General features: G+C 56.1%; 22 protein-coding genes. All 22 read left to right on the top strand.

Features of this window, described 5'->3' with window-relative positions:
• The gene (locus RDU76_02325; GenBank protein MDQ7797766.1) at positions 1–516 is read left to right on the top strand and encodes a dCMP deaminase family protein; all 516 of its coding nucleotides are present in this window, start codon (positions 1–3) and stop codon (positions 514–516) included.
• Positions 513–1,034, top strand: a complete 522-nt coding sequence (folK, locus tag RDU76_02320; GenBank protein ID MDQ7797765.1) for a 2-amino-4-hydroxy-6-hydroxymethyldihydropteridine diphosphokinase — start codon at positions 513–515, stop codon at positions 1,032–1,034. The genes RDU76_02325 and folK overlap by 4 nt, the downstream gene beginning before the upstream one ends.
• Before the next feature lie 3 nt (positions 1,035–1,037).
• Positions 1,038–1,691 (top strand): deoxynucleoside kinase, encoded by a 654-nt coding sequence (locus RDU76_02315; GenBank protein MDQ7797764.1) that lies wholly within the window; start codon positions 1,038–1,040, stop codon positions 1,689–1,691.
• A gap of 75 nt (positions 1,692–1,766) precedes the next feature.
• Complete coding sequence (dapA, locus tag RDU76_02310) at positions 1,767–2,648, top strand: 4-hydroxy-tetrahydrodipicolinate synthase (GenBank protein MDQ7797763.1); 882 nt, start codon at positions 1,767–1,769, stop codon at positions 2,646–2,648.
• A 3-nt stretch (positions 2,649–2,651) separates the two neighbouring features.
• A complete protein-coding gene (locus tag RDU76_02305; GenBank protein ID MDQ7797762.1) occupies positions 2,652–3,188 on the top strand; it encodes an epoxyqueuosine reductase QueH in 537 nt (178 codons plus the stop codon).
• A 17-nt stretch (positions 3,189–3,205) separates the two neighbouring features.
• Positions 3,206–3,631 carry a nickel-responsive transcriptional regulator NikR gene (gene nikR / locus RDU76_02300; GenBank protein MDQ7797761.1) on the top strand — a complete coding sequence of 142 codons (426 nt, stop codon included), beginning with the start codon at positions 3,206–3,208 and terminating at the stop codon, positions 3,629–3,631.
• 97 nt (positions 3,632–3,728) lie between these two features.
• Positions 3,729–4,424, top strand: coding sequence for a hypothetical protein (locus RDU76_02295; protein MDQ7797760.1), 696 nt, complete (start codon positions 3,729–3,731; stop codon positions 4,422–4,424).
• A gap of 16 nt (positions 4,425–4,440) precedes the next feature.
• On the top strand, positions 4,441–5,307 hold the full coding sequence (locus RDU76_02290) for a zinc ABC transporter substrate-binding protein (protein ID MDQ7797759.1): 867 nt from the start codon (positions 4,441–4,443) through the stop codon (positions 5,305–5,307).
• A 32-nt stretch (positions 5,308–5,339) separates the two neighbouring features.
• Complete coding sequence (locus RDU76_02285; GenBank protein MDQ7797758.1) at positions 5,340–6,386, top strand: energy-coupling factor ABC transporter permease; 1,047 nt, start codon at positions 5,340–5,342, stop codon at positions 6,384–6,386.
• A 101-nt stretch (positions 6,387–6,487) separates the two neighbouring features.
• A complete protein-coding gene (gene cbiQ, locus RDU76_02280; GenBank protein MDQ7797757.1) occupies positions 6,488–7,297 on the top strand; it encodes a cobalt ECF transporter T component CbiQ in 810 nt (269 codons plus the stop codon).
• Positions 7,294–8,061: an ABC transporter ATP-binding protein gene (locus RDU76_02275; GenBank protein MDQ7797756.1), complete on the top strand. Its 768-nt coding sequence runs from the start codon at positions 7,294–7,296 to the stop codon at positions 8,059–8,061. Before cbiQ ends, RDU76_02275 begins: the two co-directional genes overlap by 4 nt.
• Before the next feature lie 143 nt (positions 8,062–8,204).
• Positions 8,205–9,224 carry a tRNA preQ1(34) S-adenosylmethionine ribosyltransferase-isomerase QueA gene (gene queA / locus RDU76_02270; GenBank protein ID MDQ7797755.1) on the top strand — a complete coding sequence of 340 codons (1,020 nt, stop codon included), beginning with the start codon at positions 8,205–8,207 and terminating at the stop codon, positions 9,222–9,224.
• Between the two features lie 112 nt (positions 9,225–9,336).
• The gene (gene tgt, locus RDU76_02265) at positions 9,337–10,458 is read left to right on the top strand and encodes a tRNA guanosine(34) transglycosylase Tgt (GenBank protein ID MDQ7797754.1); all 1,122 of its coding nucleotides are present in this window, start codon (positions 9,337–9,339) and stop codon (positions 10,456–10,458) included.
• Between the two features lie 94 nt (positions 10,459–10,552).
• The gene (locus RDU76_02260) at positions 10,553–11,185 is read left to right on the top strand and encodes a histidine phosphatase family protein (GenBank protein MDQ7797753.1); all 633 of its coding nucleotides are present in this window, start codon (positions 10,553–10,555) and stop codon (positions 11,183–11,185) included.
• A 10-nt stretch (positions 11,186–11,195) separates the two neighbouring features.
• Complete coding sequence (locus RDU76_02255) at positions 11,196–12,623, top strand: tetratricopeptide repeat protein (protein MDQ7797752.1); 1,428 nt, start codon at positions 11,196–11,198, stop codon at positions 12,621–12,623.
• The gene (locus RDU76_02250; GenBank protein MDQ7797751.1) at positions 12,620–15,058 is read left to right on the top strand and encodes a heavy metal translocating P-type ATPase; all 2,439 of its coding nucleotides are present in this window, start codon (positions 12,620–12,622) and stop codon (positions 15,056–15,058) included. The genes RDU76_02255 and RDU76_02250 overlap by 4 nt, the downstream gene beginning before the upstream one ends.
• Before the next feature lie 141 nt (positions 15,059–15,199).
• Positions 15,200–16,189: an alpha/beta hydrolase-fold protein gene (locus RDU76_02245; GenBank protein ID MDQ7797750.1), complete on the top strand. Its 990-nt coding sequence runs from the start codon at positions 15,200–15,202 to the stop codon at positions 16,187–16,189.
• Between the two features lie 409 nt (positions 16,190–16,598).
• The gene (locus tag RDU76_02240; protein ID MDQ7797749.1) at positions 16,599–16,973 is read left to right on the top strand and encodes a DHCW motif cupin fold protein; all 375 of its coding nucleotides are present in this window, start codon (positions 16,599–16,601) and stop codon (positions 16,971–16,973) included.
• Between the two features lies 1 nt (position 16,974).
• On the top strand, positions 16,975–17,346 hold the full coding sequence (locus RDU76_02235; GenBank protein MDQ7797748.1) for a cupin domain-containing protein: 372 nt from the start codon (positions 16,975–16,977) through the stop codon (positions 17,344–17,346).
• Positions 17,347–17,375: 29 nt separating this feature from the next.
• Complete coding sequence (locus RDU76_02230) at positions 17,376–18,167, top strand: abortive infection system antitoxin AbiGi family protein (protein MDQ7797747.1); 792 nt, start codon at positions 17,376–17,378, stop codon at positions 18,165–18,167.
• A gap of 192 nt (positions 18,168–18,359) precedes the next feature.
• Entirely contained in the window at positions 18,360–19,736 is a 1,377-nt protein-coding gene (locus RDU76_02225; protein ID MDQ7797746.1) for an MATE family efflux transporter, read from the top strand.
• A gap of 59 nt (positions 19,737–19,795) precedes the next feature.
• Positions 19,796–20,575: a GNAT family N-acetyltransferase gene (locus RDU76_02220; GenBank protein MDQ7797745.1), complete on the top strand. Its 780-nt coding sequence runs from the start codon at positions 19,796–19,798 to the stop codon at positions 20,573–20,575.
• Positions 20,576–20,593 lie beyond the last annotated feature (18 nt).

Here is a 20,593-nt window from a genome sequence, read left to right as displayed (position 1 = left end):
ATGCCGCTTAAGAAGAAGGCCGCCAGACCGGCCCAAAGATCCGGCCGGGCCAAGGTCCTGCCCCGGGGAAAAACCCGGCCCAGCTGGGAAAAGTTTTTCATCAGCCTGGCCCGGATGGTCTCCACCCGGTCCACCTGCCTGCGGCGCCAAGTGGGGGCGGTGGTGGTGCGCGACAAGCGGATACTGGCCACCGGGTACAACGGGGCTCCTTCGGGAATGAAGCATTGCGACCAGTTGGGCTGCCTCCGGGAGCAGCTGAAAGTGCCCTCCGGGGAGCGGCACGAGATCTGCCGGGCCATCCATGCCGAGCAGAACGCCATCATCCAGGCGGCCACCTGCGGGGTGTCGCTGGCCGGGGGCACCATCTACATAACCCATCATCCCTGCGTGCTGTGCTCCAAGATGATCATCAACGCCGGGATCAAGAAGGTGGTATTCCTGGAGGGCTATCCCGACGAGCTGTCCCGCCAGATGCTCCGGGAGGCAAAACTCGAAACAATCAAGTGCCGGCCATGAAGACATCCCAGGACAAGGCCGTCCGGGCCTACATAGGGCTGGGCTCCAACCTGGGCAAGCGCCTGGGAAACATCCGGAGCGCCATCGCCGCGCTGGAGCAGGTCCCGGGCGTCATCATCAGGAACACCTCGTCGGTCTACGAGACCGACCCGGTGGGCAACGTCCACCAGCCGAAGTTCCTCAATTCGGTGATGGAGATCGAGACCCGGCTGCCGGCCGCCGAACTGCTGATCTCCCTGCAGAGGATAGAAAAACACCTGGGCCGGAAACGGCAACTGAAGAACGAACCCCGGATCATCGACCTGGACATCCTGTACTACGATCAGCTGGTGACCAGCACCGAGCAGCTGACCCTCCCCCATGCCCAGGCCGCCAGGAGGGCCTTCGTGATGATCCCCCTGCTGGAGATCGCCCCGGAGCTGGTCGACCCCTGCAGCAAAAAGAAAATAAGCGAAATCCTGGCAGGCCTGGACGCCAAGGGCCAGGGCGTGAGAAAATTAGATAAGAGCAGATATTAAAAGATGGCACAGATACCCAACTACATAGCGGTGGAGGGCGTGATCGGGGTGGGCAAGACCTCGCTGGCCCGGATGCTGGCCGAGCGCTTCAAATCCAGGCTGGTGCAGGAGGAGGTGGAGGAGAACCCCTTCCTGAGCAAGTTCTACTCCGACCGCCGGGCCTTCGCCTTCCAGACCCAGATATTCTTCCTGCTGTCGCGCTTCAAACAGCAGCAGAACCTTTTCCAGCAGGAGCTGTTCAGCCAGGGCATAGTGTCCGATTACCTGTTCGCCAAGGACAAGATCTTCGCCTACCTGAACCTGGACCAGAACGAGATCTCGCTCTACGAGCATATGCTGCCGCTGCTGGAGAGAAACATCAACCAGCCCGACCTGGTGGTCTACCTGCAGGCCGAGGTGGACGTGCTGCTCCGGCGGATCAAACACCGGGGGCGGCCCTTCGAGCACGGCATGCAGCGGGAATACCTGTCCGAGCTCTCCGAGGCCTACAATCATTTCTTTTTCCATTATTCCGAGACCCCGCTGCTGGTGGTGAATGTCAACGACATAGATTTCGTGAACAACCAGGATGATTTCAACGACCTGGTGGAGAAGATCTGCCAGCCCCATCCCGGGACCCGGTATTATGTGCCGGTGGGCAGCAAGGGCAAGAGGTAGAAGCCGAGACCATGAACCGAGGACTGAAAATGATAATAATCATACCGATAAATAATATTAGGGAGCGGGATTAAGATGATAGATTGGAAAGGCTCTTTTGTGGCAATCGTAACGCCGTTCAGAAACGGTACCCTGGACGTACCGGCCCTGGAACGGCTTTTAGATTTTCATGCGGCCAACGGCACCGCCGGGGTGGTCTTCGCCGCCACCACCGGGGAGGGACCGACGGTCCTGCCGGAGGAATACAAAAAGATCGTCGAAACAACCCTGAAGAAGGCCCAGGGCAAAATGAAGGTCCTGGCCTATACCGGCACCAACGACACCCTGAAAAGCATCACCAAGACCCAGGAGATGGAGAAAATGGGAGTGGACGGGGCGCTGGTGGTCACTCCTTATTATAACAAGCCCAGCCAGGAGGGGCTTTACCAGCATTTCAAGGCGGTGGCCTCGGCTACCAAACTGCCGATCATGCTGTACAACGTCCCCGGCCGGACAGGGGTCTCCCTGGATCCGGCCACTGTCTGCCGCCTGGCCGCCATCGGGAATATCGTGGCCATCAAGGAGGCCTCGGGAAACCTGGACAATGTCAGCCAGATAATCACCCTATGCGGGGAAAAGATGGCGGTGTTCTCCGGCGAGGACTCCCTGACCCTGCCGATGCTGGCCATCGGGGCCCAAGGGGTGGTATCGGTGGTGGCCAATGTCGCCCCCAAGGATACCGCCAAAATGGTGGATAAATTCCTCAAGGGGGAGGTTGATGGGGCCCGAAAGATACACCTCAAGCAGTTTTCCCTGATCAAGGCCCTGTTCGTGGAGACCAGCCCCGGGCCGGTCAAGGCCGCCCTGAATCTGATGGGGCTGTGCCATGCCGAGATGCGGATGCCGCTGGTGGAGGTGTCGGAGGCCACCAAGAAACTGCTCAAAGCCGAGCTGAAAAAATACGGGCTGATAATCTAGCCGATGTCCCGGCTGTTGCTGCATATCTGCTGCGCCCCCTGCCTCTGTTATCCGCACCAGTCGCTGTCGGGTGAAAAGGCGGGGATCACCGGTTTCTGGTTCAACCCCAATATCCATCCCTACCAGGAATACCGGGCGCGGCTGGCCTCGGTCAGGGATTTTGCCCGAAGAAACGATCTGAAGATCATCTATCGCGATGAATATCCCCTGGAGGAGAATCTTGGGGCATTGCTGGAGGACCGTTGCCGGGCCTGTTATTCGACCAGGCTGGAAGCGACGGCAATGGAAGCGATGCGAGGAAAGTACGACTCATTCTCGACCACCCTCCTTTACAGCATTTATCAGAAGCATGATATGATCAAGGATCTGGGGAATGATATCGGCAAAAAATACGGGGTGGAGTTCCTGTATCGCGATTTCCGGAAAGGCTGGGATGACGGCCGGGCCAGGGCCAGGGAACTGGAACTTTACCGCCAGAAATACTGCGGCTGTATCTTCAGCGAACGGGACCGATATATGAAAACCAAAAAGAAAATATAAGAGATCAAAAAAGGACGATGAATCAGAAAAAGGAAAATATCCTGCGCTTCGGGGTCTCGGTGGAGGAGAGCCTGGTCGGGAAATTCGAAAAACTAATCCGGCGCAAGGGGTACACCAACCGCTCCGAGGCCATCCGGGACATGATCCGGAACCTGCTGGCGGCCCAGGCGGCCGAGAGGGGCCAGGAGATGGTGGGGGCCATCCTGATAATCTACGACCACCACCGGCCGCACCTGGTGGAAAAACTGCTGGCCCTGCAGCATGATGCCGACGCCGAGATCATCGCCTCCCAGCATGTCCACCTGGACCACCACCACTGCATGGAGACCATCATCGTCAGGGGGCCGGTGGAAAAACTGGAGGACCTCCAGGGACGGATCGGCGCCCTGAAAGGGGTGGGCCAGTGCCTGCTTTCCCAGGCCAGCTGCCGGGTGCTGCACTGACGGCAGAATAATTTATCTTGACAGGTTTTATCATTCGTGCTACAATTATTATAAACGTAGCACGATTTTAATTTATAATAGGGCAAGGAGTCCCGGGATGCTGAGGGTGTTTTTGGGGATCATGCTGGTTTGGTTTGCCGGCTGGGCGCAGGCCGCCCGGCCGCTGGACACCGACGATGCCGGAACGGTGGAGAGGGGCAAAACCGAAGCGGAAATGTCATTCGACCACTGTCAGTACCGCCCGGAGGGGACCGGCCAGACCCCGGGTATCGCCATCAAACACGGCCTGACCGACCGTCTGGACCTCGGGCTGGGATTTTCCCACAGCACCGATCAGGATGCCGACGGAAACACTGTTGGCTGGGGGATGTCGCCGCTGGAAGTGGGCTTTAAAATGACTCTTATGAAAGAACATCAAACACTGCCGGATATCTCCTTAAGCGCCGGCTTCGAGACCGGCTCAGCCGGATACGGCCTCAATCTTATCTTCAGCCGGGAATACGGAGATCTGGGCCTGCACTATAACCTGGGCTATAATTCATCCGGGGAAGCCCTGGTCCGGGGCAGCATCGGGACCTCCCTGGCGGCCGAATATAGCTTTGCCGAAAAATACCGGATCTGCGCCGAGCTTGGCGGAGAGATGCTTGATGACCGGACTGGGGTCATTGGGAACAGCGGTCTGATAGGCGGCTCGATTAGATTGGGTCCGGTTGACTGGGACCTGGGCATCCGAATTCATGATCAGCGCGGCCCCCAGACCACAATCACCACGGGCATCACCGCAGGATTTTAACAACAAGGAGAGGAAAATGAAAACCTGGACTTTGTCGCTGGCATCGGCGGTGATTTTGCTGGCCGGCTGCTCAAAAAAGGAAGAGCCAGCCCGACTGACGGTGGTCGCCTCCTTCTACCCCATGTATATCATGACCGCCAATATCGTCAAGGATGTTCCCGGGGTCGAACTGATCAACCTGGCCCCGCCTTTCACCGGCTGCCTGCATGACTATCAGATGACGCCCCAGGACATGAAGACCCTGAGCCGGGCTGATATTCTGGTGATCAACGGGGCCGGGATGGAGTCATTTCTGGACGATGTGATCCGGCAGAACACCAAGCTGTCAGTGATAGATGCCAGCAAGGATATCGAGTTGATCGAAGAAAAGGGCCACGCCAACCCCCATATATTTGCCAGCATCTCCGGGGCCATCTGGCAGGTGCGCAATATCGAGGCCGGTCTGGAGAGGGCCGATCCCGGATATATCGGCTATTACCGGGAGAATGTCCAGCGCTATCTGGTCAAGCTGGAAGCGCTGAAGGAAAAAATGCATCTGGCGCTCAAAAAGGTTGAAAACAGGAATATCATCACCTTTCACGAGGCCTTTCCCTATTTCGCCCGGGAATTCGAGCTGAACATCCTGGCGGTGATAGAAAGAGAGCCGGGCTCCGAGCCCAGCGCCGGCGACCTGGCCCAAACCATCGAACTGGTAAGGAAGAACAAGGTCAAAGCCATCTTCGCCGAGCCCCAGTATCCGGCCAAGTCGGCTGAGACCATAGCCAGGGAGACGGGGGCCAAGATGTATAGCCTTGATCCCGCGGTCACCGGACCCATGGAACCGGAGGCCTATATCATTGCCATGGAAAAAAATCTGGCAGTGCTGAAGGAAGCGCTAAAATAGCCCTAATAGAAACATCTAAGGAGTCATGAACCATGCATATGGCAGATGCCCTGATCTCGCCGGTGGTGGGCGGAGCAATGTGGGCCGCCACCGCCGGTGCGGCCGCCTATTCCATCAAAAAGGTCCAAGACGGGTTGGACCAGAAAAAAATTCCCCTGATGGGCGTGATGGGGGCCTTCATCTTTGCCGCCCAGATGATAAATTTCTCAATACCCGGCACCGGTTCCAGCGGGCATCTGGGCGGGGGGTTGCTGCTGGCCGTACTGCTGGGCCCCTATGCCGGATTTCTGACCATGTCCTCCATCCTGATAATTCAGGCCCTGTTCTTCGCCGATGGCGGCCTGCTGGCTCTGGGTTCCAATATCTTCAATATGGGTTTTTTCACCTGTTTTGTGGCCTATCCGCTGATCTATAAAAAAATGATCGGGAAAGATATTTCCCCCAAACGGATCATGATCGCTTCAATGGCTGCCGCCATCATTGGACTTCAGCTGGGGGCTTTCGCAGTGGTCCTGGAAACGCTGTTCTCCGGCAAGACCGAACTGCCGTTCAGCACTTTCGTTCTCCTGATGCAGCCCATCCATCTGGCCATAGGGATCGTGGAGGGCCTGGTGACCGCGGCGGTGATATCCTTCGTCTGGAAGGCCCGGCCGGAGATCATGGAAAAGGCGTCATTGAACCAGGCCCTGGGCGGCGGCCTGTCCCTTAAAAAGGTGATGACCGGGCTGGCGGCGGCGGCGGTACTGACCGGGGCGGTGCTCTCCTGGTTCGCCTCCTCCCATCCGGACGGGCTGGAATGGGCCATGTTCAAAGCCTCCGGCCAGGAAGAACTGGAGGCCGCCGACCCTGCTTATGAAAAACTGGCCGCAGTGCAGGATAAGACCGCTTTTCTGCCGGATTACGGGTTCAAGGTTTCCGGAAGCGAAAGGCCGGCCGGGGAACAAAATGAAAAATGGCCGGCGGTCAACGGCGGTACCAGCCTCTCCGGGCTGGTGGGCGGCATAATGACCCTGCTGTTGGCGGCTTTCATGGGCTTCATTATCAACCTGAGCAATAAAACCAGGAAAAAGCCAGCCTAAAGGACAAACAGGCCGTTGATAGGATATCAAGGCGCAATTTATAAACTTTATGAATAAATATTTGTGTCTTGGTGCCTTAGTGGTAAAATTTTATTGAGTATATGTCCAATATCATAAACGCCATATATAATATCCGGCAGTTCGATGAACTGGCCAGTCGGGATTCCTTCATCCATCGATTGCATCCCCTGGCCAAGCTGCTGGCCACCCTGGTTTACACGGTGCTGCTGGTCTCCTACGACAAGCACGCCACCATTGCCCTGCTGCCTTTGGTATTCTTTCCGGTATTCGTTGCAGCAGCAGCGAAAATACCCCCGGGACCCCTGTTAAAGCGTCTTTTGTACATCGAACCGATGATAGTGGGGATAGGCCTTCTGAATCCGTTATTCGACCACAGCACGGTGAATATATTGGGATATACGATGTCGTCCGGCTGGCTGATCTTCCTGTCAATATTTTTAAAAGGGACCTTGGCCGTGACCTCGGCGCTGCTGCTGATAGCCACCACTGGCATGGAGGGGGTGGCACTTTCCCTGAGAAAACTTAAAGTTCCCAGGATATTCGTCCTCCAGACGATCCTGACCTACCGGTACATATCCGTTCTGCTGGAGGAGGCCGCCAGAACCGTCCAGGCCCACGCCCTTAGGGCTTTCAGTTCCCAAGGGCTTAAACGGGAAGTATGGGGTCCGCTGCTGGGGCAGATCCTTATAAGGACCATGGACCGGGCCCAGAGGGTCTATGATGCCATGTGCCTGCGGGGCTTCAGGGGCGAATACCATACCGGAAAAGGGCCGGGGACGGGCTGGGGCGACACCATGTATGTATTGACCTGGGGCGCATTCTTTATTCTGTCCCGCCTGATAAACCTTCCCCTGTGGCTGGGAAATGTGATGACGGGAGTTTCAAGATGAGCCATCATATCACCGAGGCCAAGGATCTATTTTATTCCTATCCCGACGGCCATCAGGCCGTCAACGGCCTGTCCTTCCGCATCCACCACGGGGAATCGGTGGGCATCATCGGCGCCAACGGGGCCGGAAAATCCACCCTGCTGATGCTTTTGACGGGCATCCTTGCCCCGGCAAAGGGCGAGGTGGTCATCGGCGAGGTCAGGCTTACCAAGCACACCCTGAACATGATCCGGCAGAGGCTGGGAATGGTGTTCCAGAATCCCGATGACCAGCTTTTCATGACCACGGTCCATGACGACGTGGCCTTCGGCCCGCGCAATCTGAAGATCGACGAACCCCAGGTGGAGCAAAGGGTGGTCTCGGCGTTGGAACAGGTCGGCATACTGCATCTTAAAGACCGGGCCCCGTTCCATCTCTCGGCCGGGGAAAAGCGGGCCGCGGCCATCGCCTCGGTGCTGTCCATGTCCCCGGACATCCTGATACTGGACGAGCCCACCTCTTCGCTGGACCCCAAGTCCCGGCGGCGTTTGATGAATATACTCAGGGGATTCGAGCATACCAAGATAATCACCTCCCACGATCTGGATATGGTGCTGGAGATCTGTCAGCGGGTCATCGTCATGAAAGACGGACAGGCCATAGCCGACGGCCCGGCCAAAGATATTCTGACGAACCAGGTATTGATGGAGGAGGCCGGCCTGGAGATCCCGTTAAGCCTGCAAGGGTGCCCGGTGTGCGGAAGATCGAAATCGGGCACAGATTAACGCTGATCAGGTGGATCAAATATAGATGCTTTTCGAGGACGCCTTTAAAGGCGTCTTTTTTATGAATTGAACAAACTAGTATCATATGCTATAATAAATTCAAGGTATGATTCAAAATAAAACAGCTGACGATTCTGACGAATATGAAACTCTCCTCCTTTGACTATAATCTCCCTCCGGAGCTTATCGCCAAAAGCCCCGCCGAGAAGCGGGATGCCTCCCGGCTGATGGTGCTTTATCGCGGTGACGGCCGGATAGAACACCGCCGGTTCAGTGATATTGTTGAGTACCTAAGGCCCTCCGATATCCTGGTGGTCAACAATACCAGGGTGATCCCGGCCCGGCTGATCGGCCATAAAAAAGGAACCGGCGGGGAGGCGGAGATCCTTCTATTGCGGCAGGAGGCTGAAGGCCTGTGGAACTGCTTGGTTCGTCCCGGCCGCCGCCTGATGCCCGGGGCCCAGGTCGAGTTCAGGGATGGAATGATGGAGGCCGAGATAATTGAATACCGCCCGGGCGGACAGCGGCTGGTCAGATTCACTCATCAGGGTGACTTTTATCAAACCTTGGAAAAAGTGGGGCAGGTGCCCCTGCCGCCCTATATCGACCGGGATCCCCATCAGGCGGACAAGGACCGCTACCAGACCATATATGCCAAGGATGCCGGAGCGGTGGCGGCGCCCACCGCCGGGTTGCATTTCACCCCGGAGCTGATGGAGAGGATCAAGACCAAAGGGGTGGAAGTGCTGGAGATCCTGCTGCATGTCGGCTGGGGAACCTTCAAGGGGGTGGAGGCCGAGGATATCCGGGAGCACAAGATGGATGCGGAGTACTATCAGATCAGCCATGAAGTGGGGAAAAAATTAAATAAATCGGATATAGGAAATCGGAGGATCATCGCCGTGGGGACCACCACCAGCCGGGCTTTGGAGAGCTTCGGACAGAGCGGCCAGCTGTCGGACTGGACCGAGATATTCATTTACCCGCCGTATCAGTTCAAAATCGTTGATGCCTTGATCACCAACTTCCATCTGCCCAAATCCACCCTAATCATGCTGGTGTCGGCCCTGGCCGGGCGGGAGAAGGTGATGGAGGCCTACCGGGAGGCGATCAAAGAAAGATACCGCTTCTACAGCTACGGCGACGCCATGCTGATAGTCTGAACCACCCCCAACCCCCTCCTTGCACTTCGATATACTCAGCACAAGCTCAAGGAGGGGATGAAGGGGAGGTCTATTCATAAAAACTATAACCTATGAAGTCCAGCGTGAAAAGATGCAATTCAAATTAGAACATACATCCGGCCGGGCCAGGCAGGGGGTGATCACCACCGACCACGGTGAGGTCCCCACCCCCATCTTCATGCCGGTGGGGACCCAGGGCACGGTCAAGGCCATGACCCCGCAGGATCTTGATGCGGCCGGGGCCCGGATCATCCTGGGCAATGCCTATCACCTGTACTTAAGGCCCGGGCAGGAGACGGTCAAAAAGGCCGGAGGCCTGCATAAGTTCATGGGCTGGGACCGGCCGATCCTCACCGATTCCGGGGGATTCCAGGTCTTCAGCCTGGCCGATCTCAGGAAGATCAAAGAGGACGGGGTGGAGTTCCAGTCGCACCTGGACGGCTCCTCTCATAAATTCACCCCCGAGAATGTGATGCAGCTGGAGGTCGACCTGGGGGCCGATATCATCATGAATTTCGACGAATGCATTCCCTATCCCTCCAGCCCTGAATATACCGGGGACTCCACCGCCCGGACCACCCGCTGGGCCAGAAGATGCCGCCAAAAATTCCTGGAGCTGAAGGACGGCGACAGAGAAAGCCAGGCGCTTTTCGGGATCGTCCAGGGCGGCACCCGGCCGGAACTGCGCCAGCGCAGCGCCCGGGAGATGCTGGACATAGGATTCGAAGGTTATGCCATCGGCGGGCTGGCCATCGGGGAGCCCAAGGAGGCCACCTGGGAGGCCATCGAGGCCGCCAACCAGGTCCTTCCCTCCGATAGCCCGAGGTACATGATGGGAGTGGGATTCCCAGAGGACATCATCAAAGGCGTCTCCCTGGGGGTGGACATGTTCGACTGCGTGATCCCCACCCGCAACGCCCGCAACGGCAGCCTGTTCACCTCTTCGGGCAAGCTGGCCATGAAGAACGCCGTTCATCAGGACGACCTGGGCCCGGTGGACGAGTCCTGCGACTGCTACCTGTGCCGCAACTTCAGCCGGGCCTACCTCCGGCACCTGTTCATGTCCGGGGAGATACTGGCCGCCCACCTGGCCACGGTGCACAACCTGCGGTTCTACCTGGCGATGATGGAAAATATCAGGCAGGCCATATCAGATGACAAGTTTGATGAATGGAGCCGGGGATTTCTTGACAGATATCACAGCCAGCAATGACCCTGCTGGCTTTTAAAATATTCCATCATTTATATTGCTTTTAGGGATATAATCGGTATAATGGAAGGGGTTTCACGTTTCAAAGGAGATATAGGTGGAACTGATACTGGTCAGGCACGGCCAGACCCAATGGAACAAAGAGCAGATCTTCCGCGGGTCAAAGGACATCGAGCTGGACAAGACCGGGCGCCAGCAGGCCGAGGCCCTGGGGGAGCGGCTTAAATCGCGCCGGATAGATGCCATCTATTCCAGCTCGCTCAAGCGGGCCATGTACACCGCAGAGGCCATCGCCCGTCTGCAGGGCCTGCCGGTGATGGTGGGACCCGGGCTGGTGGACATGTGCTTCGGGGAGTGGGAGGGGCTGGCCCACCAGGAGGTGAAGCAGAAGTATCCCAAGCAATACCAGGCCTGGCGGGAGAATCCCTGGAAGGCCAGGATCCCGGGGGCCAGCAACATCAAGGATGTCCAGGCCCAGTCCATGAGGGCCATCAAGGGGATGATAGAAGACCACCCCATAGAATCGACCATCGCCGTGGTCACCCACCGGGTGATCCTCAAGCTGATCCTGATGAGGATGCTGAACATGGGGCCGGAGGGATTCTGGAACATAAAACTTTCGCCCTGCGGCCTGACCACCCTGGAATGGGACGGGAAAAGGTTCGTGCTGACCTGCCTGAACGATACCAATCATCTGGACCAATTGAATATCAAACAGATGGATTTTTAAAACCAAGATAATGCGCAAGGGATGCTATAAAATAGAACGGCACTGGATATCGTCAGCCGACGGCAGCAAAGAGGGCTATCCCAGCGGCATCGCCCTGAGGAAGGCCGAGGTCCAGGTGGTGGCCGGATTGTGGGACAAAGCGGGCGATCTGTATCAGCAGGTGCTGGCTGCCGGGGAGCGCCTGGGGGCAGACCACGAAAGGGCCGAAAGCCTTTTCCGCCTGGGCGAATTAAACAGAATTAAAAGCGAGTACCCCAAAGCCCAGAAATGCCTGGAAGAAGCCATGCGGTATTTTCGGATCATGGGAGATCAGGGGGGAGTGGCTAAGGCCATGGGGGCCATGGGCGGGGTTTATGGGGAGCAGGGCGATTACCAGAAGGCCATAGAATGTTTTACCGAACGAAAGGACTGGGCGGAAAAAACCGGGAATAAAATGGAGCTGGGGATAGCCTGGGGCAACCTGGGGGTGATCTATGCCGAGCAGAAGATGCTGGACCGGGCCCTGGAATGCTACCGGCAGCAAAAGAAGCTGGCCGAAGAGACCGGCGACCTGTTGGGAGTTTCGCTGGCCGAGGGGAATTCCGGCAATATGTACCTGTACCAGGGCGAATATGATACGGCCATTGAGCATATGCAAAGGCAGATGGAGCTGGCCACCAAGATCGGGGACAAAAGGACCCTCTGCGGCGTGACCTGCAATCTGGGGTTGTTGTTTAAGAGACAGGCCCAGCTGGAAAAATCGCTGGAATATCTGCATAAGGCGGTCCAGGCGGCTTCGGAAATAGGGTATATCCGGGTGGTTTCCGTGGCCACGGGGAATGAGGGGGTGGTCTGCCTGCAGCTTGGCCGGTGGGATCAGGCCAGACATCATCTTGAGGAGCATAAAAAACTTACCGAAGAAATGGAGGATTGTCCGGGCCAGATCATAGCACTGGTGAACCTGAGCAAACTTGAGGAGTTGGCCGGGGACCCGGACAAGCCCCAAAGCCTTTTGCGCGCCGCCCTGGAGATTGCCGGCAAAAGCAAGCTGACCAACCTGAGGGTGATCATTTTAAACACCCTGGCAGAACTTTTATTGGAACAAAATAATCCCGCCGAAGCTTCCAATTTGCTCCGGCAGGCCGCATCGTTGAACCGGGAACAGGAGGATCCCGAGCAGACAGCCGTGATGGGATTTTTGTCTTTATTGCTGGAACTGGAACAGGGGGAAGCTTCGGCACTCAAGGGATTAAAAGAACTGGCTGAAAGTGAAGCATCGGAATCCATCAAAATGGGGGCCTGCATCGGGCTTTACCGGCATACCGGCGATAACGATTACCTTGAGGCAGCCGGAGAGCTTTCGGAAAAGTTGTATGACCAGACCCGGGATGTGGAATACAGGATAAGGATGGACCGGCTGCGGGCCAGGAAACCAGTCAAGACGAGAGAGTATACATGAAAAAAACCGAGATCCCCGTCAGCGGGATGCACTGCGCCTCCTGCGTCAATAACCTCGAGCAGCATCTGAAAAAGCTCGCCGGGATAGTTTCGGCCAGCGCCAACCTGGCCGCCGAGAAGGCCTTCATCGAATACGATGAAGGCCGGATCGATATCGCCGGGATAGTTACAGCCATCAATAATTCGGGCTATCAGGTTCCTGTCCAAAAGCTCTCCCTGCCGGTGGGGGGCATGCACTGCGCCTCCTGCGTGCTGAACGTGGAGAGGGCCCTGGCGAAAAGTTCGGGCGTTATCTCGGCCAGCGTCAACCTGGCCACCGAGAGGGCCGATATCGCCTATCTTCCGGATGCGACGGATAGGGAGAGGATAAAAACCATCATAACAGAAGCCGGATACCAGGTGCCGGAAGGATCCGCCAAATCCGAAAATGTGCCAGGTGCTCCGGCGGTCTCCGGGGATGCCCGGCGGGAGGAATATTACCTGTCGCTCAAAAAAAGGTTTTTATTCGCCCTGATATTCGCCGTTCCGGTCTTTTTGGGCGGGATGCACATGCTTCTTCCCTTTGTTCCCCGCTGGCTTTATGATCCTTATGTGATGCTGGCTCTGGCGGCCCCGGTCCAGATATTCTCCGGCTGGCCGTTCTACCAGGGTTTGTGGGCCTCGATAAAACGGCGCAATGCCGACATGAACACCTTGGTGGCGGTGGGGACCACTGCCGCCTTCGGCTACAGCCTGGCGGCCACCTTCTGGCCGGAATTCTTCGCCGGGGCGGGACGGGAACCGGCCTACTACTACGATTCAGCGGCGGTGATCATCACCCTGATCCTGTTGGGCCGAATGCTGGAGGCCAAAGCCCGGGGCCGGACCTCGGAGGCCATCAAGCGGCTGGTCGGCCTGCAGGCCAGGACCGCCAGGGTATTCAAGGAAGGCGGCGAAATAGAAACTCCTCTGGAGCAGCTTATCGTCGGGGACATCATAATGGTCCGGCCGGGGGAGAGGATCGCCGCCGACGGGGTCATCACCCAGGGGTATTCCTCCATCGATGAATCGATGATCACCGGGGAGAGCATCCCGGCCGACAAAAACACCGGCGACAAGATCATCGGCGGCACTATCAACAAGACGGGCAGTTTCCGCTTTCGGGCCGATAAAGTGGGAAGCGAAACGGTGCTGGCCCAGATCATCAAATTAGTGGAGGAGGCCCAGGGCAGCAAGGCTCCCATCCAGAGGCTGGCCGACCGGATCGCCGCCATCTTCGTCCCGGTAGTGATGGCGGTGGCCGCCGCCACCTTTATCGCCTGGCTGATCTGGGGACCGTCATTCAATATGGCCCTGATCAACGCGGTGGCGGTGCTGGTGATCGCCTGCCCCTGCGCCCTGGGGCTGGCCACCCCCACCGCCATCATGGCCGGCACCGGACGGGGGGCCGAGCTGGGGATACTGATCCGGCGGGGCGAGGTGCTGGAACAGGCCGGCAGCATCACCAGCATTTTGTTCGACAAGACCGGGACGCTGACCTCCGGGAGGATCGCCGTGGCCAACGTGGCGGTGATGCCGGAGTTCACCGAGGAGGACCTGCTGGCCCTGGCCGCCTCGGCCGAGGGTTCTTCGGAACATCCCATCGGCCGGGCCATAACCGATTACGCCCGGCTGAAGAAAATATCATTGTTGGAAGCCTGGGATTTCAAGGCCCTACCGGGCGCCGGCCTCAGCTGCCGGGTGGGCGGCCGGATGGTGGAAGTGGGCAATGAAAAACTGATGGATGAGAGAGATATCTCATTTGACAAGCTGGAAAAGCTGGCCGGCCGACTGCAGCAGGAGGGCAAGACCGTGGTCTATATTTCCATCGACTCCCGTCCGGCCGGGATCATCGCGGTGGCCGACACCCTGCGGGAGAATGCCGTCCGGGCCATCGCCGGCCTCAAGGGCCTGGGCCTGAGGACCGCCATGATCACCGGGGACCACCGGGAGGCGGCCCTGAACATCGCCGGACAGCTGGGGATCGACCAGGTGATGGCCCAGGTGCTGCCGGGCGACAAGGCGGAGCAGGTGAGGAAAGCCCAGGCCGGCAACGTCAAGGTGGCCATGGTGGGCGACGGGATCAACGACGCACCGGCGCTGGCCCAGGCCGACATCGGGATAGCCATGGGCCGGGGGACCGACGTGGCCATCGAATCGGCCGACATCATCCTGATGGGGGACAACCTGGAGCTGATCGCCAGGTCGCTGAAGCTCTCCCGGGCCACTCTCAGGATCATCAAGCAGAACCTTTTCTGGGCCTTCTTCTACAACGTCATCGGGATACCGGTGGCCGCCGGGGCGCTGTATCCCCTCTGGGGGATACTGCTGAACCCCATGCTGGCGGCCCTGGCCATGGCCTTCTCGTCGGTCAGCGTGGTGAGCAACAGCCTGAGGCTGAGAAAGTGGAAGCCGTGAAAGTAGAAGCGTCAATTTAAACCGCCAAGGCGCAAAGTTCGCCAAGGAACCATTTAAATCATGCTTTGCGTTCTTTGTGTCTTTGCGGTGAAGTTTCACTAGACTTAGGTATTTTATTCTAACAATAGAAAAGGAGCTGATATGAAAAAACTCATGCTTCTCGTCATCGCCCTGCTGGGCCTGGCCTCTCTGGCAGCGGCCCAGACCGATTCGGGAGCCGTCTACATCCAGATGGCCAACACCAGCTACGGGCAGAAGCTGTACCGGCAGTCCATCGAAGAGTACCAGGCGGCACTAAGATTCCGGCCGGGGCACACCACGGTGATCTACAACATCGCCTGCAATTACAGCCTGCTGGGCGATGAAAAGCAGGCGCTGGCCTGGCTCAACCAGGCCATCGATGCCGGGATGTACAATTTTGACCAGGACGAGGATTTTAACAACATCCGCAAATCCAAGGGCTATAAAAAGGCCCTGGCCCGGTCGGCAAAATTAATGGAAAAGATAAAGGGCCGCACCAACGAACCGGTGGTGCTGCTGCCCGAGGGGTTCGATCCGGGAAAAAAATACCCCCTGCTGATAGCCATGCACGGCTTCGGAGGAGAGCCGGTGAACTTCTCCAAGGCCTTCAAAGCGGCCGGCAGCAAGAAGGGCTACATCGTCTGCTGTCCCTACGCCCCGGAGGTGATGGGCAAGAACAGCTTCAACTGGGGGGAATGGGAGCCGGCGGATAAAAGGATCATGGAGACCATCGCCTTGCTGAAGGCCAAGTATCAAATAGACGAAAAGCGGATGATCATCGCCGGCTTCTCCCAGGGCGGATATTACAGCTACTACCTGGGCCTGAAGCATCCCGACCTCTTCATCGGCTCCATTCCCATCGGTCCGGGCTATGGGACCGAACTGGATCCCCTGATGGCCGAAGCCGCCAAAAATAAGATCATATTTTATGTGCTGATGGGCGAGCTGGAGCCGGAGGAGAGGATAGAGAAGAATATCCAGGCCATCAGGCAGTTCACCAAGGCCGGGATCACCGCCAGCTTCAATTTCTTCTCCGGGGTGGGGCATGCCCTGCCGGGGGATGCCGACTTTGAGCTGGTCCGGGCCATAGAGTGGATAGAGAAGTACTGACCTCACCCCTGCCCCTCTCCAAATGAATTTGGAGAGGGATTTTTACGAACCCAACCCCTTTATCCCCTTCCCTGCCTCCTTCGTCAAAGTATGCTTAAATATTATGCCCTGTTTGGCTACGGCGGCTGAACGAGGGAAGGGGCGGGGGGTTAGGTCAAGCCCGGATGGAAGCCCATCCGGGCTTGGTTTTTATTCAGCGATACCATTCCGCCAAAGGCGGACAGGAAATAATATCGCGGTTATTCAACTAGGCTTTGTCGAAGCCTGCCGTGGAGGCCGCAACTGCGGCCTTGATGAAACCAAGCGATAGGTTTTTAGCCTATCGCTAAACACCCTGGGCGCCAAAATTTCCTTGATTTTTGCCTGGGGCGGGGTGTATAGTTATTTGAAGTAACATTGTGGAGGATCTATGAGTACCCAGAATATCGCATTTCAAGCCATCGACTGGACAAAGGTTCCCAGGACCGAACATAAGGGGGAGACCGGGGTTGCCTATTGGCAGACCATTCAATTCCAGGGACTGCGGGTGAGGTTGGTCGAATATTCCAGAGGGTATGTCGCCGACCATTGGTGCCAGAAAGGTCATATAGTGCATTGCCTGGAAGGGGATTTTGTCAGTGAGTCCCAGGACGGGACAAAACAGGCCATGAACCGGGGGATGACCTATGTGGTCTCGGATGAATTAAGCTCGCACCGCTCGGTGACGGAAAAGGGGGCGAAATTATTGATCATCGACGGGGATTTCCTGAAACTTAACCCGGCAAACACAGTTCAACAGGAGTGATATGCCAAAAGCGATAAACCTGGAAAAATGTTTTGGGATGTTCCAGGACACTTTTTCCCCGAAAATCATCGGCGAGCTTAACGGACAGCTGGTGATGCTGGTGAAGTGCCAGGGCGACAAGGTGCCGTGGCACACCCACGACCACGAGGACGAGATGTTCTATGTGCTGGACGGGGAGCTGGAGGTCCAGGAGAAGGGCGGCAGCGCCATATTGAAGGCGGGCGAGATGTACATAGTGAAGCGGGGCACCGAGCATCGGGTGGTGCCCAAGGGGCTGGTGAAGCTGATGCTGTTCGAACCGGCCGGGATAGAGCACACCGGGAAGGTGAAATCGGAGATCACCAAGAAAAGCTTTGAGAGACTTGAGTTATAGTTTTTAAATAAATTATATAAGGCATTTTTATGAAAATGAGTAAAAATGACAGCTCAGTAAGTGCTAATTCGCTATTCCATTTTACAAAAAGTATGGATAATTTAATTGGCATTTTGAAAAATTCCTTTTGCCCCCATTATTGTATAGAAGACTATACAATAATGTTTGGTAATAGGAAAGAGAAATATAGACTCAAAATACCAATGGTATGTTTTTGTGATTTGCCATTGTTCAATATTAATAAACATATAAAAACATATGGTTCATATGGTATCGGTTTATCGAAAGAATGGGGTGTAAAAAATGGGGTTTCTCCGGTCTTATATATACGAAAAGATACAAAAATAAATAATATTATAAAAACAACATTGAATATTTTAAATAAACAAAAAAATTGTGGTAATCATGGTGAAGCAATAAAAGCACAAAATAGTGAGCAAGGGCTATTGAGTTTTATAAAACCATATGAGGGAAAATTAAAAAGAGAGGATAAAATTAAAAGAGTAAGATTTTATGATGAACGTGAGTGGCGTTATGTGCCAAAGGTAGAAAATGATTTACCATGGGCAATTGCCGCAGAAACATATAATAGTGGATCAGTAGACGATTTATATAATGGAGCTTTATCCCAAAAGCATAAACTTGATTTTGAACCGGAAGACATAAAATATTTGATTATTAATGATGAAACTGAAATTTTACCGTTAATCAGAAAAATTGAAATGATAAAAGGTCATTTTGGCTCTGATGCTGTGAATATATTAACCACGCGTATTATTACAATCAAACAAATACGAGAAGACTATGGTGTAGATATATAAAAGCTGTATATTTTATTGTATATAGAATATTGAATAAATAAATATTTTCAGTTATAATACCTAACACGGTGCGGGTTTCGCTGCCCGCACTGTTTTTTTTAGCCCACTAAAAACACTAAAATGTCTAAATTGTTTTCGTGAAATTTCGTGTGTTTCGTGGGCAATGGTAAAAACTTCGTAGGAGCAACTATTTTGGACCGTTCCCAGGAACTGGGGCAGACCCCGGTAGGCAAACTGCTGTTGAAATATTTTCTGCCGGCCATCATCGGCGTGCTGGCCAACACCCTCTACAACATCGTGGACCGGATCTACATCGGGCGGGGGGTGGGGGCGCTGGCGCTGTCCGGCCTGTCGGTCACATTTCCCATCATGATCATCGCCATGGCCTTCGGCATGCTGGTGGGCATGGGCTCGGCCTCGCTGGTATCAATCCGGCTGGGCCAGCAGAACAAGCCGGAGGCCGAGAAGATCCTGGGCAACGCCTTCACCCTGCTGGTGATCATCTCCCTGGGCGTAACGGTGCTGGGGCTGATCTTCCGGGACACCATCCTGGCCCTGTTCGGGGCCGGGCCGGACACCCTGGGCTACGCCAAGCAGTACATCACCATCATCCTGTGGGGAAATATCTTCCAGGGGCTGGGATTCGGCATGAACAACATGATCCGGGCCGAGGGCCACGCCAAGGCCGCCATGTACACCATGCTGATCGGGGCGGCGGCCAACGCCCTGCTGGACCCTCTGTTCATCTTCGTCTTTCATATGGGAGTGGCCGGGGCGGCCGTGGCCACGGTGATCTCCATGGCCATCACCAGCGCCTGGGTGCTGCTGCACTTCACCGGCAATAAGACCGGCCTGCGACTGCATCCCGCCAATATGCGGCTGGAGAAGAAGATCGTGCTGGGGATCTTCTCCATCGGGATGGCGCCCTTCGCCATGCAGCTGGCCGGCAGCGTCATCAACGCCCTGTTCAACATCCAGCTGATCAAGTACGGCGGGGACCTGGCGGTGGGGGCCATGGGGATCATCAACAGCGTGGCCATGATGGTGGTGTTCTGCGTGATCGCCATCAACATGGCCTCCCAGCCCATCATCGGCTTCAACTACGGGGCCAGGAATTTCGGACGGGTCAAGCGCACCCTCAAGCTGGCCCTGATCGCGGCCACCGGCATCACCGTAAGCGGGTGGCTGGCGGTGGAGATATTCCCGAATTTCATCATCTCGCTGTTCAACACCAGCGATCCCCGGCTGGCCGAGATAGGGGTCCGCGGCATGCGGATCCTGCTGTTCATGTTCCCGGTGGTGGGCTTCCAGGTGGTGGGCTCCAACTTCTTCCAGGCCATCGGCAAGGCCAGGATCTCCATGTTCCTCAATATGCTGCGCCAGGTGATCGTGCTGATCCCGATGGTGCTGATCCTGCCGCCGCTGCTGGGGATCGACGGGGTGTGGCTGTCCGGCCCGATCGCCGACCTGACCGCCGCCTCCATCACCGCGGTGATGATCCTGAGGGAGGTGAAAAAGCTGAACCAGAAAGCTTTGCCTGGGGAAACGCCTTTAATGGGACACGGATGAACACGGATCTTGTTTATTTATTCAAAGGTATCAGTTGAATCTGCGTTGATCTGCGTACTATGAAAATTTTAACGGGCAAGACCATCATCGAATCGTTCCTGCGCCAAAACCCCGCCCTGCACCTCTACGAGCTGGGCGACCTGGATGATTTCTTCTTTCCTTACACCACCTGGTATGCGCATCAGGTTGACGGGGAAACAAAGGCCATCGCCCTGTTATATAAGGGCACCGAACTGCCGGTCCTTTTGGCCCTGGACCAGCCGGGATCCCCTTTCATGAAAGAGCTTCTGGCTCAGCTGGCCGGTGAATTGCCGGACAGGTTCTACTGTCATCTGACCCCGGGCCTGGAAGCGATCTTGAAAGAAAAATTTCGCTTAGAATCACACGGCACCCACCATAAGATGGTGCTGTCCCGGCCGGAGGTTCTAAAAAATATCGATACTGCCGGGACCATGCCATTGGGCGCCTCCCACAGGGAAGAGATATCGGATTTCTACGCCGCCAGCTATCCCGGCAACTGGTTCGATGCCCGGATGCTGGAGACCGGACAGTACTTCGGCCTGCGGCAGAACGGGAAACTGGTAAGCATCGCCGGGATCCATGTCTACTCGCCGCAGTACAAAGTGGCGGCGCTGGGAAACATCGCCACATTGCCGGAACTGCGGGGCCAGGGGCTGGGGACAAAGGCCACCGCCGCCCTTTGTCAAAATCTCTTGAAGACGGTGGACGTCATCGGGCTCAACGTCAAGGCCGACAATGCCGGGGCCGTCAGATGCTACCGGAAGATAGGTTTTGAATATTGCGGGGAATACGGGGAATTCATGGCCTACCGCACCTGATCATAAGGCTTTACAAAA

The sequence above is a fragment of the Candidatus Edwardsbacteria bacterium genome (assembly GCA_031082425.1).
In the GTDB taxonomy this organism is placed as follows: Bacteria; Edwardsbacteria; AC1; order AC1; family EtOH8; genus UBA2226.
This window is presented reverse-complemented; position numbering and strand designations above follow the sequence as displayed.

Coding starts and splice junctions, on each gene's coding strand:
- RDU76_02230 (MDQ7797747.1), top strand. CDS start 17,376: ATGAAAATGAGTAAAAATGACAGCTCAGTAAGTGCTAATTCGCTATTC.
- RDU76_02290 (MDQ7797759.1), top strand. CDS start 4,441: ATGAAAACCTGGACTTTGTCGCTGGCATCGGCGGTGATTTTGCTGGCC.
- RDU76_02220 (MDQ7797745.1), top strand. CDS start 19,796: ATGAAAATTTTAACGGGCAAGACCATCATCGAATCGTTCCTGCGCCAA.
- RDU76_02305 (MDQ7797762.1), top strand. CDS start 2,652: ATGTCCCGGCTGTTGCTGCATATCTGCTGCGCCCCCTGCCTCTGTTAT.
- dapA (MDQ7797763.1), top strand. CDS start 1,767: ATGATAGATTGGAAAGGCTCTTTTGTGGCAATCGTAACGCCGTTCAGA.
- RDU76_02235 (MDQ7797748.1), top strand. CDS start 16,975: ATGCCAAAAGCGATAAACCTGGAAAAATGTTTTGGGATGTTCCAGGAC.
- RDU76_02250 (MDQ7797751.1), top strand. CDS start 12,620: ATGAAAAAAACCGAGATCCCCGTCAGCGGGATGCACTGCGCCTCCTGC.
- RDU76_02255 (MDQ7797752.1), top strand. CDS start 11,196: ATGCGCAAGGGATGCTATAAAATAGAACGGCACTGGATATCGTCAGCC.
- cbiQ (MDQ7797757.1), top strand. CDS start 6,488: ATGTCCAATATCATAAACGCCATATATAATATCCGGCAGTTCGATGAA.
- RDU76_02275 (MDQ7797756.1), top strand. CDS start 7,294: ATGAGCCATCATATCACCGAGGCCAAGGATCTATTTTATTCCTATCCC.
- folK (MDQ7797765.1), top strand. CDS start 513: ATGAAGACATCCCAGGACAAGGCCGTCCGGGCCTACATAGGGCTGGGC.
- RDU76_02285 (MDQ7797758.1), top strand. CDS start 5,340: ATGCATATGGCAGATGCCCTGATCTCGCCGGTGGTGGGCGGAGCAATG.
- RDU76_02325 (MDQ7797766.1), top strand. CDS start 1: ATGCCGCTTAAGAAGAAGGCCGCCAGACCGGCCCAAAGATCCGGCCGG.
- nikR (MDQ7797761.1), top strand. CDS start 3,206: ATGAATCAGAAAAAGGAAAATATCCTGCGCTTCGGGGTCTCGGTGGAG.
- RDU76_02315 (MDQ7797764.1), top strand. CDS start 1,038: ATGGCACAGATACCCAACTACATAGCGGTGGAGGGCGTGATCGGGGTG.
- RDU76_02240 (MDQ7797749.1), top strand. CDS start 16,599: ATGAGTACCCAGAATATCGCATTTCAAGCCATCGACTGGACAAAGGTT.
- queA (MDQ7797755.1), top strand. CDS start 8,205: ATGAAACTCTCCTCCTTTGACTATAATCTCCCTCCGGAGCTTATCGCC.
- tgt (MDQ7797754.1), top strand. CDS start 9,337: ATGCAATTCAAATTAGAACATACATCCGGCCGGGCCAGGCAGGGGGTG.
- RDU76_02295 (MDQ7797760.1), top strand. CDS start 3,729: ATGCTGAGGGTGTTTTTGGGGATCATGCTGGTTTGGTTTGCCGGCTGG.
- RDU76_02245 (MDQ7797750.1), top strand. CDS start 15,200: ATGAAAAAACTCATGCTTCTCGTCATCGCCCTGCTGGGCCTGGCCTCT.